This window comes from Parvibaculum sp. (genome assembly GCF_019635935.1).
GTDB lineage: Bacteria > Pseudomonadota > Alphaproteobacteria > Parvibaculales > Parvibaculaceae > Parvibaculum.
The window spans coordinates 700318-716782 of the sequence record NZ_JAHBYN010000001.1 but is presented as its reverse complement, the minus strand read 5'-3'; the positions used below and the strand labels follow the sequence as shown (position 1 = coordinate 716782).

Here is a 16465-nt window from a genome sequence, read left to right as displayed (position 1 = left end):
TGAAGCGTCGCAGTGACGGAGGAGGGAAACATGCGAGGACTCGATCTGAAACCGGTCATCGTCACCGGCGGCGCGAGCGGTATCGGAAAAGCAATTGCACTCAGGCTTGGCGAGGAGGGTGCCAAAGTTGCCATCTTCGACATGAACGGGAAGGGCGCCGAGGCCACCGCTGAAGCAATTCGTAAAAGGGGCGGCGCAGCCTGGGCTTATAAGGTCGATATCATCGACTATGCGACCGTGGCGCGGGCAGTCGACGCGTTTGAAGAAGCTGCTGGTCCGGTTTATGGGCTGGTGAACAATGCCGGATGGGACGAGGCAAGACCCTTTATCCAGACAGAGCCCGATTTCTGGAAAAAAGTGATCGACATCAATCTGTACGGGCCGCTTAACCTCACTCATGTCGTTACACGCAAGCTTGCTGAGCAAGGTGCCGGCCGGATCGTCAGCATCTCATCGGATGCGGGCCGTGTTGGCTCGTCTGGCGAGGCGGTTTATTCCGCGGCCAAGGGCGGCGTCATCGCCTTCATGAAGACGATGGCGCGAGAATTCGCCAAGAAGGGTATCACGTTCAACACGATATGTCCGGGTCCGACGGACACGCCGCTGCTCGCATCCGTGGACGCATCGGGCGGCGGACGTCTGACCGAGGCGCTCACCAAGGCGATCCCGATGCGCCGGTTGGCGCAGCCGGACGATTATCCGGGCATGGTCGCGTTTTTTCTGAGCGACGATGCGAGTTTCATCACTGGCCAGACGATCAGCGTCTCGGGCGGCCTCTCCATGCACGGCTAACGGGGATTTCCATGGACTACGAAGACATTCTTTACGAAGAAAAAAATGGCGTCGCGACCATTACGATCAATCGTCCGAAGGTCTATAACGCGTTCCGCCCCCGCACCTGCGTTGAACTGATCGATGCTTTCCTGAAAGCGGGCTGGAACGAAGAAATCGGCGCGATTGTATTGACCGGGGCGGGCAACAAGGCGTTTTGCACCGGCGGCGATCAATCGGATCACGATGGCGCCTATGGCGACGGCGAGACGCGCGGAACCATCGGCATGCCGGTCGAGGAACTGCACACGGTCATACGCGACGTGCCGAAACCAGTGATCGCCAAGGTGCGCGGTTATGCCATCGGTGGCGGCAATGTTCTGGCGACATTGTGCGACATGACGATTGCGGGCGAGAGCGCAGTCTTCGGACAGGTGGGCCCCAAGATGGGCTCCGTCGATCCGGGCTTTGGTACCGCCTATCTCGCCCGCGTGGTCGGGGAGAAGAAGGCGCGCGAAATCTGGTACATGTGCCGGCGTTACCCGGCGCGCGAGGCGCTGGCGATGGGTCTCGTCAATGCGGTCGTTCCCGACGACAAGCTGGATGAGGAAGTGGACGCCTGGTGCGCCGAGCTTGTGGAGCGCAGCCCGACGGCGATTGCGATCGCCAAGAAATCGTTCAACGCCGACAGCGACAATATTCGCGGCATTGGCGGTCTCGGCATGCAGGCGCTCCGCCTCTACTACAACTCGGCGGAGTCGAAAGAGGGCGTCAAGGCGCTTAATGAAAAGCGCAAGCCGGAATTCCGCAAGCATATGAAATAGGTGGCATCTTGGACTTTGCATTCACGTCCGACCAGGAAGCCATTCGCGACACCGCGGCACGATTTGCGCGTGAGCGGCTTGCGCCCGGCTACAGGGCGCGCGAGATCGACGGAAAGATCGACCGTGCGCTCATCCGGGAGATGGGCGAACTGGGTCTGATCGGCGCCGACCTGCCCGAAGAGCTTGGTGCGCCCGGTCTCGATAGCGTCACGACCGGCATTATTATCGAGGAAATATCGCGCGGCGACATTAGCGTCGGTTATGTCCAGCTCCTTGGCTCGCTTATGGGATCGATCGTCGCAGCGCATGCAAGACCTGAAGTCGCCGATGAAATCGTTCCGCGGATTTGCTCGGGCGAGGCGATCGTCGCGCTCGGTCTGACGGAGCCGCGAGGCGGCTCCGACGCGGCGCATCTGCAGACGAAGGCGCGCGCCGACGGTGACGGCTACGTCCTGTCGGGGGAAAAAACCTCGATCTCGATGGCCGAGCAGGCCGATCAGCGCACGGATGAAAACAATCCCGGCGCCGGCGGCGTGTCGGCCTTTCTCGCGCCGCTCGACGCGCCCGGCATCACGTGTTCGAGTTTCGACGATGTGGGTTCGAAGGCTGTTGGCCGCGGCTCGGTATTCTTCGATAATGTGAAGGTGCCAGCGCGTCATATGGTCGGCACGAAGGGGGAGGGCCTCCGGCAGGTGATGCAGGGATTCGACTATTCCCGTGCGCTGATCGGCCTGCAATGTCTGGCTCCCGCCTTCGCGTCGCTGGAGGAGACCTGGAAATATGTGACCGAGCGCGTAGCCTTCGGCAATCCGCTGGCTAAATATCAGGGTGTCACGGAACCGTTGGCCGAAGCTCAGACGTTGCTCGAGGCGGCGCGTCTGCTTTGCTACAAGACGCTCTGGCTTCGCGACAATGATTTGCCGCACACCGCCGAAGCCGCGATGTGCAAATGGTGGGCGCCCAAGACGGCTTTCCAGGTCATCCACCGTTGCCTGCTCACGCACGGACATGGCGGTTACAGCACTGATCTGCCCCATCAGCAGAGATTACGCGATGTGATGGGGCTGCAGATCGGCGACGGTACCGAGCAAATCCAGAAGATGATCATTTCGCGCGAGAAAGTCGGTCGAGTGGCCGTGCCTTATGCGTGAGGAAGGCTACATGACCAGCGCCACGGAAGCCCCGGTTCAGACCGAGATACAAGACGGCATCGGAATCGTGGCGCTCAACAGGCCCGACAGGTTCAATTGCCTCTCATCGGCCGTCATGGCCGGCCTCGACGAGGCTCTCGCAAGGTTCGAGGGCGACAGGAAGGTTCGTGCCGTTCTGTTGCTCGCGCGTGGAAAGCATTTCTGCACCGGCGCCGATCTCGACGAGGTGCTCGACGCCCGCAAGGAGCGGGGTCGGCTGAGCGCGTTTATCACGAGCGGTCATCTCCTCCTGCGCCGATTTGAAGTCTCGCCTCTGCCGATTGTTGCCGCGGTGAACGGTTTGTGTCTTGCGGGCGGGCTTGAATTGATGATGGCATGTGACGTGGTTTTTGCTGGTCAGTCAGCGCAGGTGGGATGCCAGCATGCTCGTTACGGTCTCGTACCGGGTTGGGGTGGCACGCAGCGTCTCGCGCGCATCGTCGGTTCGCGGCGTGCCCTTGACCTGATGTTCAGCGGCCGATGGCTCAAGGCGGATGAGGCGCTGGCTTGGGGGCTTGTGAACAATGTCGTTGACGACGGCGCGCTTGTCGGAGAGGCGGAAGCCTATTGCGCCGATCTCGTCAAAAAGAATCCGGAAGGCCTTGCCGCCATGAAGCAGCTTTGCAGGAACGGGCTCGATGGATCACTCCAGGAAGGTCTGGATATGGAACGGAGCGTGGTCGTAGACGCGCTGATGAGCGAAAATGTTTCGGAAGGTCTGGCGGCGTTCCGGGAGCGCCGGGAACCATTATTCCGCTGACGGATAATCAAGTGGACATCGTCGGGAGACGCGCGATCGTGAAACACGAAACCCAGGTCGAACAGCTGCGGAAGATTTTCGGCTATCTCGACGCGGGTGAGACCGCGATGGGCGATGCCGTGTATCATCATCATGTCAGCGACTACACCAGTCCGGACCAGGCTGACCGAGAACGGAAGGTGCTGTTCCGGGATGAGCCGCTTCTGATCGGGTTGAGCTGCGAATTGCCCAATCCCGGCGACTATGTAACCGATGATTTTTCAGGCGTGCCGATCCTGGCGGTGCGGGATGAAGCGGGGCAGGTCAATGCTTTCATCAATGTCTGCCGCCACCGCGGCGCGCGCGTCGCGTCGGGCTGCGGCAGCGGCAAGGCCGTGTTCAGGTGTCCCTATCATGCATGGACCTACGACCGGAGCGGCAGGCTGAGGTCGATACCGTTCGAGCGGGGCTTCGAGAGCGTCGACAAAACGAGCAACGGCTTGAGGTCTCTGCCGGTGGTGGAGAAATACGGCATGATCTGGGTCATGCCGACGCCCGGCGGGTCGATCGACATCGACAGCCACCTAGCGGGCATGGCGGACGATCTCGCCGCGTTTGGTCTTGTGTGCTACAGCCACTACGAGACGCGCGTTCTCCGGGCCCGCCTTAACTGGAAGCTCGTGATCGACACGTTTCTCGAAACCTACCATCTGAGTACGCTGCACAAAAACACGATCGCGCCGATCCTGCACTCGAACCTCGGCACGTTCGACGGCATGGCGCGAAATCTGCGCATGATTGGCGCCCGCAAGACGATCGATGCGTTGCGCCAGAGACCGGAAAGCGAGTGGGATCTGATTCGCCACTCCGCCCTCGTATACGTGCTCTTTCCGAATACGGTCTTCATCATGCAGGGCGATCATCTGGAGACGTGGCGGGTTTATCCGGGCGACAGCGTGGATGAATCGAAAATGCACGTCTCTCTCTATACGCCCGAACCCGCCGTCACCGACAAGGCCAGAAAGTACTGGACCAAAAACATGGACTTGCTGATGGCGACGGTGCAGCAGGAGGATTTTCCGCTGGCGGAAAATATCCAGCGCGATTTTCACTCGGGCGCACAAGATTTTGTGACTTTCGGTGCCAACGAGCCGGCTCTCGCGCATTTCCACAAATCGGTCAAGAGAACGCTTGGTATTGACGCCGTGTGAAGCCGGCAATCAGATCAAGAAGGGCGACAGGGTTATCATGTGGTACGTCTCTGGCAATCGGGACGAGGAGACGATCGACGAGCCGAACCGCTTCATCATCGATCGTCTAAGGCCGCGTCAACATCTCTCCTTCGGCTTCGGCATCCATCGCTGCGTCGGCAACCGGCTGGCGGAAATGCAACTCCGCATCGTCTGGGAAGAAATCCTGAAGCGCTGGCCCGACAGGCCGATCGAAGTGGTTGGCGAACCAAAGCGGGTCTTTTCCAACTTCATCAAGGGCTATGAGGCCTTGCCGGTAAGAATCCCGGGCTGAACCCAGACGGGTGGAAAACCTCCACCCGTCGACAAGGTCGCTGGCGGCGCGGCGAGTGGCCCACCGTCATTTTTTTCCGAATGAGGCCACCCGTTCGCGTGCGTCGAAACAGGCGCCGGGGCTGCGCGCGAGTTCGTAGGCCAGCCCTGCCTGGCCGGTCATGCCGTCGGTCGCGCCCAGCAGGCCTTTGTTGACCTGATTGCTGTAGGTCGAATTGGCGGCGATACGCTGAGCAAGGTCGTTTGTCGCCTGTTCCAGTTCGGCATCGTCGACACAAATGTCGACCAGTCCCATGCGCTCCGCCGTCTCCGCCGCGAAAATATCGGAGGTAAACATCATCTGCTTAGCCTTCGACAGCCCGACGCGACGCGGCAGTCTTTGCGTCATGCCCCAGAGCGGGCTCAGCCCCCACTTGCTATGCGTGTCGCCGAACTTGGCGGAGCGCGCGGCGATGATGATGTCGGCCGCGAGCGCAAGTTCGAGTCCGCCGGTGTAGCAATGTCCGCGGACGCAGGCGACGACCGGTTGCGGCAGTTCGGCCAGCGCCTGAATGGTCTTCGCCTGGAAATGCGGCTCCGGCGGGCGCTCGCCTTTCTGGATGTCCTTCAGATCGTGGCCGGCTGAAAAAGCCTTGCCCGCGCCCGTGATGATGACGCATGCCACCTCGTGAACCTGTCCGCGAAGCGTATCGACATGCCCGCGCAATTCTTCGAACAGAGGGACATTGAGTGCGTTCAAGGTTTCCGGACGGTTGAGTGTCAGCGTGCAAATGCGCCCGCTGTCCTTGCGAAGAACCAGATTCGACATAGGCTTTCTCCCTTCCTCTTCTCGATCTTTTTTATGGCGTCTTCATCTGTCGAAGACGCACACGCGTGAATGAGTCCGCCTGGGTTGGCTACGATGCGCTCGCGGCGGGTGCCATTCGCGTCAGAAAATCCAGAACGGCGCTTGTAAATATGTCGTTCTTGTCGCCCGCGACCATATGGCCCGCATTTGCGACATCGACAAACTCGGAATGAGGAACAATTTCGGCGAATTGCCGCGCCGCTTCGACCGTCACCAGATCGCTGTCGCGGCCCCGGACGAGGAGCGTCGGTATTTTCAGGGAACGCGCCGCTATTTCGAGGCGTTCGGGTTCTCGGCTGCCTTGCGGCTTTTGCGTGCCGGTGATGAAACGCGGGTCCCAATGCCAGTAGTAGCGGCCGTTTTCCCTGCGGCGAAGGTTCTTCGCCAGTCCGCTCAGGTCTTTGGGGCGAGTTCGGCCGGGCATGTAGCGCGAGATCGTATCGGCTGCTTCCTCAAGCGAGGCGAAGCCTTCTTCCAGATTCTCCGACATGAATCCGATAATTTTTTGAACCCCCTCGATGTTCATCTGAGGGGTGATGTCGACGAGGATCAGCGCCGCAAACCCGCGCCGCCCGGCTTTCGCATATTCTCCCTGCGCGATCATGCCCGCGATGCCGCCGAGAGACGCGCCGACCAGGATGGGAGGCACACGGAAACTGTCCGCGATGTCGAGGATATCTTCCGCGAAACGCTCCATTCTGTAGTCTCCATCCGGAGACCAGTCGCTTTCGCCGTGTCCGCGCAAATCGACGGCGAGGGCGTAATAACCGTTTTCTCCCAATGTTTTGCCGCAGGCTTGCCATGCATGGCGTGTCTGCCCGCCGCCATGGGCGAGCAGAACCGGACGCCCCTGGTCGGGACCGAATGCCTCCGCCGCGATTTTGAGATTCTGAACAAGGGTGAACAAGGTCCGTTTTGCGGACGTCATATGCTTTATTCCAATGGTTTCGTATGTGTACTAAGGGTCGAAATCCATTATGATGAATCGATGGCGTGTTGCAAACACGGACGATGGTGTTGTAGGCGGGTTCTCCCAGCCGGTCCTCGATCGGAGGCGATTGTCCTTGAAAATGAAGATTGTGGGTATCTGAAATGAAAGCGACCTTGCCCGTTTCACGAACCAGCCGGTTTCCGAAAGGGTCCGGCAAGCGTGCCCTCGCAGTTGCGCGGCGGATCGTCGAAGACATCGAGCAGCAAGGCGCTGAGATCGGAGATCGCTTGCTGCCCGAACAGGAGATGCTCGTGCGCTATGGAGTGGCCCGCGCGACCTTGCGGGAGGCGCTCAGGTTTCTCGAATTGCAGGGAATCATTTTCCTGCGGCCCGGTCCCGGCGGCGGGCCGATCGTTCAGGAGCCGCGGCCGAAAGATTTTGCCAGCACGATGGCGTTGCTGCTCCAGTTTCTCGGCACCACGTTCCGTTCACTGATTGAAGTGAGGCAGGCGGTGGGCCCGACCATGGCGTCGCTTGCGGCAGAGCGTGCGTCCGATGAGGATATCGACAAGCTGAATACGTCATTGGCCACATTGAAGACGTTGTCTGTTTCTTGTGACTCCTATGTGGAGGAGAATAGGCGTTTTCACGACCTGCTTGCCTGGGCGTCCGGCAACCCCTTGATCGGATTCTTGATCGGTTCGCTTCACAACATCACGAATGCGTCGGAAGTCGGCATAACTTATACGGAGGGTGAGCGCGACTATCAGATCAAGGCGTACGGGCGGCTTCTCAAGGCGATTGAAGATCGCAATCCAGACCTCGCTTTCACCGAAATGTCCCGATTCATAAGCCGATCCGACAAGTATCTGGAGGCTCGTCATCCCGACATCATGTCCAAAATCGTGCGTTGGCAGGATGCTGACGACCTGAGTATGCCGCGGGTTCCCCGACGGAAATGCTAGGCGAGTGTTCGCGATGCCAACGTTGTTTTTGGCGACACTTGCGCCGCTCCCCGGACATCGATAATTTATGATCATAAATAACGCGGCCAATGAAGCCGCCGGATGGGAGGATAGCTGTGACCCTGCATAGCCGAGTATGCGATATTCTGAACATCAAATACCCGATCTTGCTGGCCGGTATGGGCGGCGCGAGCGTTCCACGGCTTGCGGCGGCGGTATCGAATGCGGGTGGTCTTGGTGTGCTCGGCGCGGCTGCTTGCTCTCCCGATCAACTGCGTGAATGGATTCGGGAAACGCGGTCGCTTACGGACAAGCCGTTTGGTGTGGACACCCTGCTGCCAGCCTCCGTGCGCAGGGAAGCCTATAAGGGCAAGGCTGGTCCGTCTCCGATGGATTTGCTGCCCGAGTACCAGAAATTCGCGCAAGATTTCTTGCAGAAGGAAAACATACCGCCGCTGAAATCCAGGGTGCGGGCATCCGAGGAAGCTCACCGTTCGTCCAAATCGAACGCGCCGCTGTTTTCGAAAGAATTCTTCGAAGCGCAAATGGAAGTTGTGGTTGAGGAGCGGGTTCCTGTCTATGCGGCGGGTCTAGGCAATCCGGGGCCTTGGCTTGATCGGCTCCACGCCAACGGCACCAAGGTGATGGCGGTCGTCGGCGCGGTGAAGCATGCCCTGCAGGTGGTCAATTCCGGCATCGATCTGATCGTCGCGCAGGGCCATGACGGGGGCGGGCACAATTCACCCATCGGAACGATGGCGCTCATCCCGCAGGTTGTCGATGCGATTGCGGGTCGCATTCCCGTACTCGGCGCGGGCGGCATTTCCGACGGCCGCGGCATCGCGGCGGCCATGATGCTCGGCGCCGAAGGCGCCTGGATCGGTACGGCGTTTCTCGCGACCGATGAGGCCGGCATAGAGGATTTCCAGAAAGACGCGATTGTCGAGTCGGGTGACGGCGATACGCTTGTTTCCCGGACCGTCACCGGAAAGCCGGCCCGCATCATTCGCAACAAATGGTCCGAGGCTTTTGCCGAGGCAGGTCTGGAGCCGCTGCCCATGCCCTTCCAGCCCATGGTTGCGATGCCGGTGCTGGCGGCGGCGGCGGCGGTAAAGCGGAAAGATATCGCTCCCGGTTTCGCGGGGCAGGGCATGGGCCTCATTCACAAGGTGAGGCCGGCTGCGGAAGTCATGGCCGATCTCGTGAAAAGCGCCGAAAGCTCGCTGAGCAGGGCAAATATCTATCTTTAAGACTCGGCTGCGCGCGCCTTGGGTACCATTGAAGGATTCGGAGAAAACGAGATGACAATTGTTGCAAAGCTGCCGGAGTTCAACGAGGAAATCGCACGGGGTTTCATAAACGCCAGCAATTCAATGAAAGGGTTGCCTGAGTTTCTGGGGGTTCGCATCACACATGTCGAGCCGGGCAAGCTCACCGCCGAGATGGAAGTCTCGGATCGGCTGTTGACGCCGATCGGAAACATGCATGGCGGGGTGCTGGCTGCGATGTGCGACCATGTTCTCGGCTGCGTTTGCTATCCGCATATGCGGAAAGGACAATGGGCGGCGACGACGGAATTCAAGCTCAATCTGCTGGCGCCGGTATCCTCGGGCAAGGTGATAGCGGTGGCCGAGTTGATCGCGATGACAAAATCGACTGCAGTGGTTCGCATCGATGTGACGAACGAGGGCCGCGCCTGTTGTGCGGCGCAGGGGACTGTTCTCATTCGCGATCCAAGGCCCGCATAGGCAACGCAGTTCTGGTCCCGGCGCTGTGGGGAAGATTGCTCGGCGACTGAACGATGGTTTCGACAAGGTGAATTCTGGAGCGCCCCTCGCCTCATCGCGGTGGTGGGAATGTAGTCAAGGCGGCTGCGGTGGATATGAAGGGAAGCGGTCTCGATGAGTTGGGTGCAATCCGGCCAGACGCAAGAAAGTGACGACGCTGAAGTATTGGATGCACTCATTGTTGGAGCGGGATTCAACGGCATCTATCAGCTTCACCGCTTACGCCAGGAAGGCTTCAAGGTTCGCCTGTTCGAGGCCGGTGCCGATCTGGGCGGCATCTGGTATTGGAACTGTTATCCCGGCGCGCGGGTCGATTCTCATGTGCCGATCTATGAATTTTCGATCGAGGAGTTGTGGCGCGACTGGAGTTGGACCGAGAGATTTCCTGCTTGGGATGAACTGCGCCGCTACTTCCAATACGTCGATAAAAAGCTCGAACTCAGCCGCGACATAGTATTCGGGACGCGAGTCAGCGCGGCAGAATTCGACGAAGCGCACGATCAATGGGTCATCCGTACGGCCGATGGCGTCGTCGTGCGCGCCCGGTTTTTCGTTCTCTGCACGGGCTTTGCATCGAAACCCTATATTCCGAACTACAAGGGTCTTGAAAGCTTCGCAGGAGAATCGTGGCACACGGGATTGTGGCCCCAGGAGGGGGCCAGCTTCGCGGGCAAGCGGGTTGGTGTCGTGGGAACCGGAGCGAGCGGCGTTCAGGTGGTGCAGGAAGCCAGCAAGGACGCGGCGCATCTGACGGTGTTCCAGCGCACACCGATCCTCGCTTTGCCGATGCAGCAGCGCAAGCTCGACGTCGAGACACAGCAGCGGATGAAGTCCGATTACCCGGAGATATTCCGCATGCGGCGCGAAACGTTTGGCGGATTCGACATTCTCAGGGACGAAAGGTCTGCACTGGAAGTGCCGCCAGAAGAGCGCCGCGCGCTTTATGAAAAGCTCTGGCAAAAAGGCGGCTTCCACTATTGGATCGGCGGATTTGCCGACATCCTGACGAATGAGGAAGCAAACCGTACCATGTACGATTTCTGGCGCGACAAGACCCGCGCCCGGATCAAGGATACGGCATTAGCCGACAAACTCGCGCCGATGGAGCCGCCGCATCCCTTCGGCGTCAAGCGCCCCTCGCTGGAGCAGTGGTATTACGAAGTGTTCAATCAGGAGAATGTCAGCCTGATCGATGTGCGCGAGACGCCGATCGAGGAAGTGGTTCCCGAAGGCGTGCGCACGAAGGGTGGCTTGGTTGAACTCGACATGCTCGTCCTGGCGACGGGGTTCGACGCCGTGACCGGCGGGTTGACCCAGATCGATATACGCGGGACGGGCGGCGTGACACTCAAGGAAAAATGGACCGAAGGCGCGCATACTTATCTCGGTTTCGCGACGTCCGGATTCCCGAACATGCTTTTTCTTTACGGTCCGCAGAGTCCCTCCGGATTCTGCAACGGCCCGACATGTGCCGAAGTGCAGGGCGAATGGGTCGTCGACTGCTTTAGGTATATGCGTGAAAAGGGCAGGAGACGGATCGAGGCGACTGCTCAGGCGGAGGAGAGATGGACACAGCTCCTGAATTCCATAGCCGACATGACGCTCTTTCCCCGCGCCGATTCCTGGTACATGGGCGCCAACATTCCGGGAAAGCCGCGGCAGCTTTTGAATTTCCCCGGCGTGCCCATTTATATGGACCAGTGCAATACCGCCGCGGCCAGGGGGTATGAGGGATTCGTCCTGGACTAACGGAACCGCGGTGGCGACCAAGAGCGTTTGACACCGAATTGTCCATTATCTATTATAATGAATTCGTATGAAGGCATTGCATGCGCCATGATGGGTGGATGCCGCACAGGCGCCAACCGGGAGGACAGGGAGATGACGACTGACACATTGGTGCGCGATCCGGTTTCGAGGATCCCGCTGTCTCAGATGGACGTCAGCGATCCGAAGCTCTTTCAAAACGACACGATCGGGAGCTACTTCGCGCGGCTGCGGCGGGAGGACCCTGTCCACTATTGCCCCGAGAGCGCCTATGGCCCCTACTGGTCGATAACAAAATTCAACGACATCATGCAGGTCGAGGTGAACCACCAGACGTTCTCCTCCGAAGCCAAGATAGGCGGCATCGCCATCCAGGACATGCAAACAGGTGAGAGCGCACTTGAACTCGAAATGTTCATTGCGATGGATCCACCCAAGCACGATGCGCAGCGCAAGGCGGTGAGCCCGGCGGTCGCGCCGTCCAATCTTGTTCTGCTGGAGCCCATTATCCGCGAGCGCGCGGGGCTTATTCTCGACTCGCTTCCCATCGGCGAAGAGATCGATTGGGTCGACACGGTGTCCGTCGAGCTGACGACGATGACGCTGGCGACGTTGTTCGACTTTCCCTGGGAGGAACGGCGCAGGCTCACCCGCTGGTCGGACGTGGCAACGGCCACGCCCGAAACAGGCGTGGTTTCGTCTTTTGAACAGCGCCGCGAGGAACTTCTCGAATGCGCGTACTATTTCAAGGATCTGTGGGACAAACGCATCAACGAGCCGCCAAAGTCCGATCTGATCTCGATGATGGCGCATTCGCCGGCGACGCGAGACATGCCGTTCCTGGAGTTTCTCGGGAACTTGATGCTCCTGATCGTCGGCGGCAACGACACCACGCGCAATTCGATTAGCGGCGGGGTGCTCGCACTCAATCAAAACCCGGCGGAATATCGCAAGCTCATGGCCGATCCGGGCCTCATCCCGAAAATGATCCCCGAGATCATCCGCTGGCAGACGCCGCTGACCCATATGCGTCGGACGGCGCTCATGGACGCCGAAATCGGCGGCAAGAAGGTCAGAAAGGGCGACAAGGTCGTCATGTGGTACATATCGGGAAACCGGGACGAAGAGGTGATCGACCGTCCTGACGAGTTTATCATCGACCGCCAGAATTCCCGTCACCATCTTTCCTTCGGTTTCGGCGTGCATCGCTGCATGGGGAACCGCGTGGCGGAACTGCAACTGCGGATCGTCTGGGAAGAAATCCTGAAGCGCTTCAGCAAGGTGGAAGTCGTCGGCGCGCCCGAGAGGACGCTGTCCAACTTCATTCACGGGTTCACCCGTTTGCCGGTGAAGCTGTACGCGCATTAGACCGGGCCCGGTCTCGCGCGTTATTTCGCGATGAAACGGCGCCTACGTTTCGTCACGGAAAGGATCCACCCGCTGTTTCATCCAGCATGATCGACAAGAGCAAAAAATGCCCACAGTCATTTTCATCGAGCCGGACGGCACCGAATTTCCCATCGCGGTCAAGAGCGGCACGACCGCGAGGGATGCGGCGGTCAACAACGGTGTGCCGGGCATCGATGGCGATTGCGGGGGCGAGTGCGCCTGCGCGACCTGCCATGTGCATGTCGATGCCGCGTGGATCGACCGGACCGGCATGGCCGAGCCCGGCGGTATGGAAGACAACCTGTTGCAGTTTGCCGAAGGTTCGACGGAAAACAGCCGCCTTGCCTGTCAGATTGCTATGACCGACGATCTCGACGGTCTCACGTTGAGAATACCTGACGGTCAGCATTAGTCGCAGTCGGCGCGCGGGTTTCGAGGTTTCTCCTCCGATCCTCCCCTTGAAAGACGGGCGTCGACTGCACCTTGGGTCGAGAAAGGTCCTCCGAACCAAACCTCGTCTTCGCGCTGATCCCGAAAGTCGGCAGAATTGGAACGCTGAATCCGCCAAATTCATTCGCCTTCGGCGGTGCTGGTTTTCTTGGGTTAACGGCGTCGGTACGACGAGCCTGTTCTCATCTTTTCCCGGTCCGCGCCGCTTGTTTATTTCACGAGGGTTCCAGGCCCTAGACTCATAAGCGCGCAGCCAGATGCGGATTGAAGCGAGCTTGATCATGGCCATGAAGGTCGATCCGAGCTTGTCGAAGCGTGTGGCGATGCGGCGGAAGAACTTCAGCTTGTTGAAGAACCGTTCGACGAGATTGCGGTCCTTGTAGAGCACGGCGCTGAAGCAGGCCTTCCACTTGCGGTTTGCTTTGCTGGGGATATTCGGCGTCGCCCCCTGATCCTCGATCTGTTGCCTGATCCAGTCGGCGTCATAGGCTTTGTCGGCGAGGATCAACTGCCCGTTTTGCAGGCCGGACAGCAGCTCTTTTGCCGGAACCGTATCGTGCGTTTCGCCGGAAGTGATGGCGAGGCGGATGGGAAGCCCGTTGGCGTCGGTGACCGCATGGATCTTGGTTGGCAGTCCGCCTCGGCTTCGGCCCATATATCGATCCGGGTGGCTTTTTTTAAAGTGGCGGCAGAGTGATGAACGCGCACGCTTGTGCCGTCGATCATCTGGACGTCGCCATCGTGAGCGTCGGTCACCGCATCCATGATCCGGTCCCAGATGCCGGCCTTCGTCCAGCGGCGGAAGCGATTGTAGCAAGTGGTGTAAGGTCCATAGCGTTCCGGCAGATCGGCCCAGGGAGCCCCGCTTCGCAAGACCCAGAAGATGCCGTTCAGCACTCGCATGTCGTCTACCCGGCGAACCCCGCGTGACTTGCGCGGCAGCACCGCAGCGATGACAGACCACTCGAAATCGCTCATATCGTAACGCGCCATGACAAACTCCCTTCAAGAAGTTTGAATCACAGCCCTGCTGATTTGGGAATCCCGTTTATGAGTTTACGGCCTAATTTGCGTATGATGCCTACGGACATTCCGTCGATCACGAACTTCAGAAGTACACGTATGTTTTGCTTGAAGGCGCTGTGGCTGTGACCGGCCCCTTTGAGTGGTCCAAGTCTGATGTTAGTTCAAGCTCTGCTGTCCTGATCCTCGTACGCGGCAGTCCGTTCCCGCGATGGCAAGCACGGCAGGCAAATGAAGCGCCCAGGTTCCCCTTCAGATTCGATCGCTATACGGGCTGATGCGATTTACCGGCGAGGTGCGCGCCGTTCAAATCAGCATTTCGGTGTATTCAGGACAAACGCACCGCCGATAACTTGCCCGATATCGGCCGCGCCGGTGCTCAATGGCAGTACGATTCCATGAAGCTCAAGAGCAGCGCGGTCCGTGCCGGCCCGCCGAAGCTTGAAAAAGACCGGGCGGGTTAGTGCGAATGCCGTGCGAACGATATTCATCCAGCGCTCCCGCGTTTCCTCAGTGCTCAGGGGCGAACCGGGCGCCTTTTCGAGTTACGAAAACCGCTCCCCCGTTCGGTCGACACCTGTATATTCCGCGAGCACGGTTCCAAACAGCCGAAAGCGAAAATCGCTTCCCCCGTCTATCGTCTCGACAATCGCGAGTGACGGCAGAAGCCCGACGAGACCTTCCGGCCGAATGTCGGACCTGTATGGGCCGCCCGCGACGCAGGTCGTTCCAGTAGTCAAGCAGCGCCAGCACATCAGGGTGAACTGGCGCTTCCATAAATTCAATCGGAGCTTCACCGCTGATCGCATGACCAGGTGGCAGCGTGGGCGCAAAAGACGACATGAGATTTCGCTCTTCCCAGAGGGCACTTCCATTTTATTTCAGGGCATAATGCTTGATGGGCGTTAACAAAGCGCTCGGGACCCATCGCCAGACGCGCGGTTTCTACTCGCCGTATACGGATTGTTATTCTTTTCGGCACGAACCAACTGAAGCAGCTCGCCGAAGCACCGTCGCTCGCCAATGATCAGGAAAAGCAACAGGGCGCCTCGCCATCACGCTGACGCGACGCCCTGTCACCTTCGTCGACCCCGCTCGTGCGGGGGAACAACCTCGATCTCCCGCAGGAAGCCGAGTTTCGTACGATCCCCGCTTGTGCGGGGGAACGATAGCAATCCCTCATGGGGCCATTAAATCTACCGTCTCATCAACCGCCTATCCGGCGGATAATACCGTCTGGTGTCGATCTCATTCCTCACGGGAATTCGAGACTCTTCTCTTGGCCGCCGGGCCGGCGGAAAACGACTGCCACTTGGCGTCGATAGCAATCCCTCAAAGGGGTCGTAAGCCGGGCCGCTTCCTGACCGCCTGTCTGGCGATGAGTGCTGGCTTCTTTTTTTTATATGGGCCCGACGTTCAAAAAAGCAAACCGGATGGACGCCCAGTTTAAGTCGCTCTTAAGAAGCCCCCGGTCGATGTCGGATGTCGCCATACAGAGACGTGTCCTGTCTGCGGATCGGCACCTCGCCGTCGCCGTGAGAAGCACAGGAACGCTGGACCGCTTCTGCGTCATTCTCCAGACACGACAACTTTCCCTCGATCAGGTTCCTTGCGGCCGCCCGTCGGATCGCCGCGACGTTCTCCTGTCCGTAGGCGAGCAGGATTGACGGCGATGCCGGACTGCCGGACTTTTGTCCCTTGATGTCGACAAACGGAATCCGGCCCTTCAGGAAAAACACTGCATCGGCGGTATCCAGGGCGCGGTGCATCCACCGCGTATCAGTTCTGGCGAAATACAATGCAATCGCATTCCTGTGTTGAACAAGCTTCTCCACCCAAGGGTCCGGATTCGAGTATGGCGGATTCAGAAAGACACGCCCAAACCACGGAAGGAACAGTCCGTTGTCCTTCTTGGTATAGCAGCGGTCTGCCGTCCAGTGATGGCGTCTCGGTGCTGCTGGATCGAGGTCGAACTTGCCAAGCGCCTTGACAAGCCATTCGGGAGTGTACCACTCGTCGCCACGAGAGTTGCTCATGATCGCTATCCTCTGTCGCCAGAGAACTCACGACCGACAATCCACCGCGACTGGTCCCTGGTCGCAGGTATAGGGTGTCGACTGACGGAATCTGGTAGAAAAAAGGAAAAAATATTTTCGTCCTTTTCCCTGTTTTCGCGTTGGCGCTGCAGACAGAGAGACGCATATCCAACGGTTGGTCGTTTGCTCGCTTGTCCGGCTATTACTGACACTCAATGAGCTC

Annotated in this window: 16 protein-coding genes and 2 pseudogenes; 12 read left to right on the top strand and 6 right to left on the bottom strand. The window is 59.2% G+C overall.

The window, feature by feature from the left end; all coding sequences use genetic code 11:
• Positions 1 to 30 precede the first annotated feature (30 nt).
• The 6 genes and pseudogenes from KF719_RS03745 to KF719_RS03720 form a co-directional block, all read left to right on the top strand.
• Positions 31 to 792, top strand: coding sequence for an SDR family NAD(P)-dependent oxidoreductase (locus KF719_RS03745; protein ID WP_293507206.1), 762 nt, complete (start codon positions 31 to 33; stop codon positions 790 to 792).
• 11 nt (positions 793 to 803) lie between these two features.
• The gene (locus KF719_RS03740) at positions 804 to 1595 is read left to right on the top strand and encodes an enoyl-CoA hydratase-related protein (RefSeq protein ID WP_293507204.1); all 792 of its coding nucleotides are present in this window, start codon (positions 804 to 806) and stop codon (positions 1593 to 1595) included.
• 8 nt (positions 1596 to 1603) lie between these two features.
• Complete coding sequence (locus tag KF719_RS03735) at positions 1604 to 2746, top strand: acyl-CoA dehydrogenase family protein (RefSeq protein ID WP_293507202.1); 1143 nt, start codon at positions 1604 to 1606, stop codon at positions 2744 to 2746.
• 10 nt (positions 2747 to 2756) lie between these two features.
• Positions 2757 to 3545: an enoyl-CoA hydratase/isomerase family protein gene (locus KF719_RS03730; protein ID WP_293507200.1), complete on the top strand. Its 789-nt coding sequence runs from the start codon at positions 2757 to 2759 to the stop codon at positions 3543 to 3545.
• A 38-nt stretch (positions 3546 to 3583) separates the two neighbouring features.
• Entirely contained in the window at positions 3584 to 4735 is a 1152-nt protein-coding gene (locus tag KF719_RS03725) for an SRPBCC family protein (protein WP_293507198.1), read from the top strand.
• A 13-nt stretch (positions 4736 to 4748) separates the two neighbouring features.
• A pseudogene (locus KF719_RS03720) lies at positions 4749 to 5048 on the top strand (cytochrome P450); the annotation flags it as partial.
• Positions 5049 to 5114: 66 nt separating this feature from the next.
• Here KF719_RS03720 and KF719_RS03715 read toward each other — a convergent pair.
• Together KF719_RS03715 and KF719_RS03710 are read right to left on the bottom strand one after the other, a co-directional pair.
• On the bottom strand, positions 5115 to 5855 hold the full coding sequence (locus KF719_RS03715; protein WP_293507197.1) for an enoyl-CoA hydratase/isomerase family protein: 741 nt from the start codon (positions 5853 to 5855) through the stop codon (positions 5115 to 5117).
• 88 nt (positions 5856 to 5943) lie between these two features.
• The gene (locus KF719_RS03710) at positions 5944 to 6822 is read right to left on the bottom strand and encodes an alpha/beta hydrolase (protein WP_293507195.1); all 879 of its coding nucleotides are present in this window, start codon (positions 6820 to 6822) and stop codon (positions 5944 to 5946) included.
• A gap of 164 nt (positions 6823 to 6986) precedes the next feature.
• Between KF719_RS03710 and KF719_RS03705 the strand changes: the two genes are divergently transcribed.
• From KF719_RS03705 to KF719_RS03680, 6 genes are all read left to right on the top strand, one after another.
• Positions 6987 to 7790 (top strand): FCD domain-containing protein, encoded by an 804-nt coding sequence (locus KF719_RS03705; protein ID WP_293507193.1) that lies wholly within the window; start codon positions 6987 to 6989, stop codon positions 7788 to 7790.
• An 89-nt stretch (positions 7791 to 7879) separates the two neighbouring features.
• Positions 7880 to 9040, top strand: coding sequence for a nitronate monooxygenase (locus tag KF719_RS03700; protein WP_293507191.1), 1161 nt, complete (start codon positions 7880 to 7882; stop codon positions 9038 to 9040).
• 51 nt (positions 9041 to 9091) lie between these two features.
• Positions 9092 to 9538, top strand: a complete 447-nt coding sequence (locus KF719_RS03695; RefSeq protein ID WP_293507189.1) for a PaaI family thioesterase — start codon at positions 9092 to 9094, stop codon at positions 9536 to 9538.
• A gap of 153 nt (positions 9539 to 9691) precedes the next feature.
• Positions 9692 to 11326, top strand: a complete 1635-nt coding sequence (locus KF719_RS03690) for an NAD(P)/FAD-dependent oxidoreductase (RefSeq protein WP_293507187.1) — start codon at positions 9692 to 9694, stop codon at positions 11324 to 11326.
• A 132-nt stretch (positions 11327 to 11458) separates the two neighbouring features.
• Positions 11459 to 12712 (top strand): cytochrome P450, encoded by a 1254-nt coding sequence (locus tag KF719_RS03685; protein ID WP_293507185.1) that lies wholly within the window; start codon positions 11459 to 11461, stop codon positions 12710 to 12712.
• Between the two features lie 106 nt (positions 12713 to 12818).
• Positions 12819 to 13145: a 2Fe-2S iron-sulfur cluster-binding protein gene (locus KF719_RS03680; protein ID WP_293510573.1), complete on the top strand. Its 327-nt coding sequence runs from the start codon at positions 12819 to 12821 to the stop codon at positions 13143 to 13145.
• Positions 13146 to 13412: 267 nt separating this feature from the next.
• On the opposite strand, the pseudogene KF719_RS03675 reads toward KF719_RS03680, so the two are convergent.
• The 4 genes and pseudogenes from KF719_RS03675 to KF719_RS03665 all read right to left on the bottom strand — a co-directional run.
• Positions 13413 to 14176: pseudogene (locus KF719_RS03675) on the bottom strand (IS5 family transposase); the annotation flags it as partial.
• A 341-nt stretch (positions 14177 to 14517) separates the two neighbouring features.
• Positions 14518 to 14697, bottom strand: a complete 180-nt coding sequence (locus KF719_RS03670; RefSeq protein ID WP_293507183.1) for a hypothetical protein — start codon at positions 14695 to 14697, stop codon at positions 14518 to 14520.
• A 54-nt stretch (positions 14698 to 14751) separates the two neighbouring features.
• On the bottom strand, positions 14752 to 14961 hold the full coding sequence (locus KF719_RS18115; RefSeq protein WP_363318022.1) for a PAS domain-containing protein: 210 nt from the start codon (positions 14959 to 14961) through the stop codon (positions 14752 to 14754).
• A gap of 702 nt (positions 14962 to 15663) precedes the next feature.
• Positions 15664 to 16242: a DNA N-6-adenine-methyltransferase gene (locus KF719_RS03665; RefSeq protein WP_293507181.1), complete on the bottom strand. Its 579-nt coding sequence runs from the start codon at positions 16240 to 16242 to the stop codon at positions 15664 to 15666.
• Positions 16243 to 16465 lie beyond the last annotated feature (223 nt).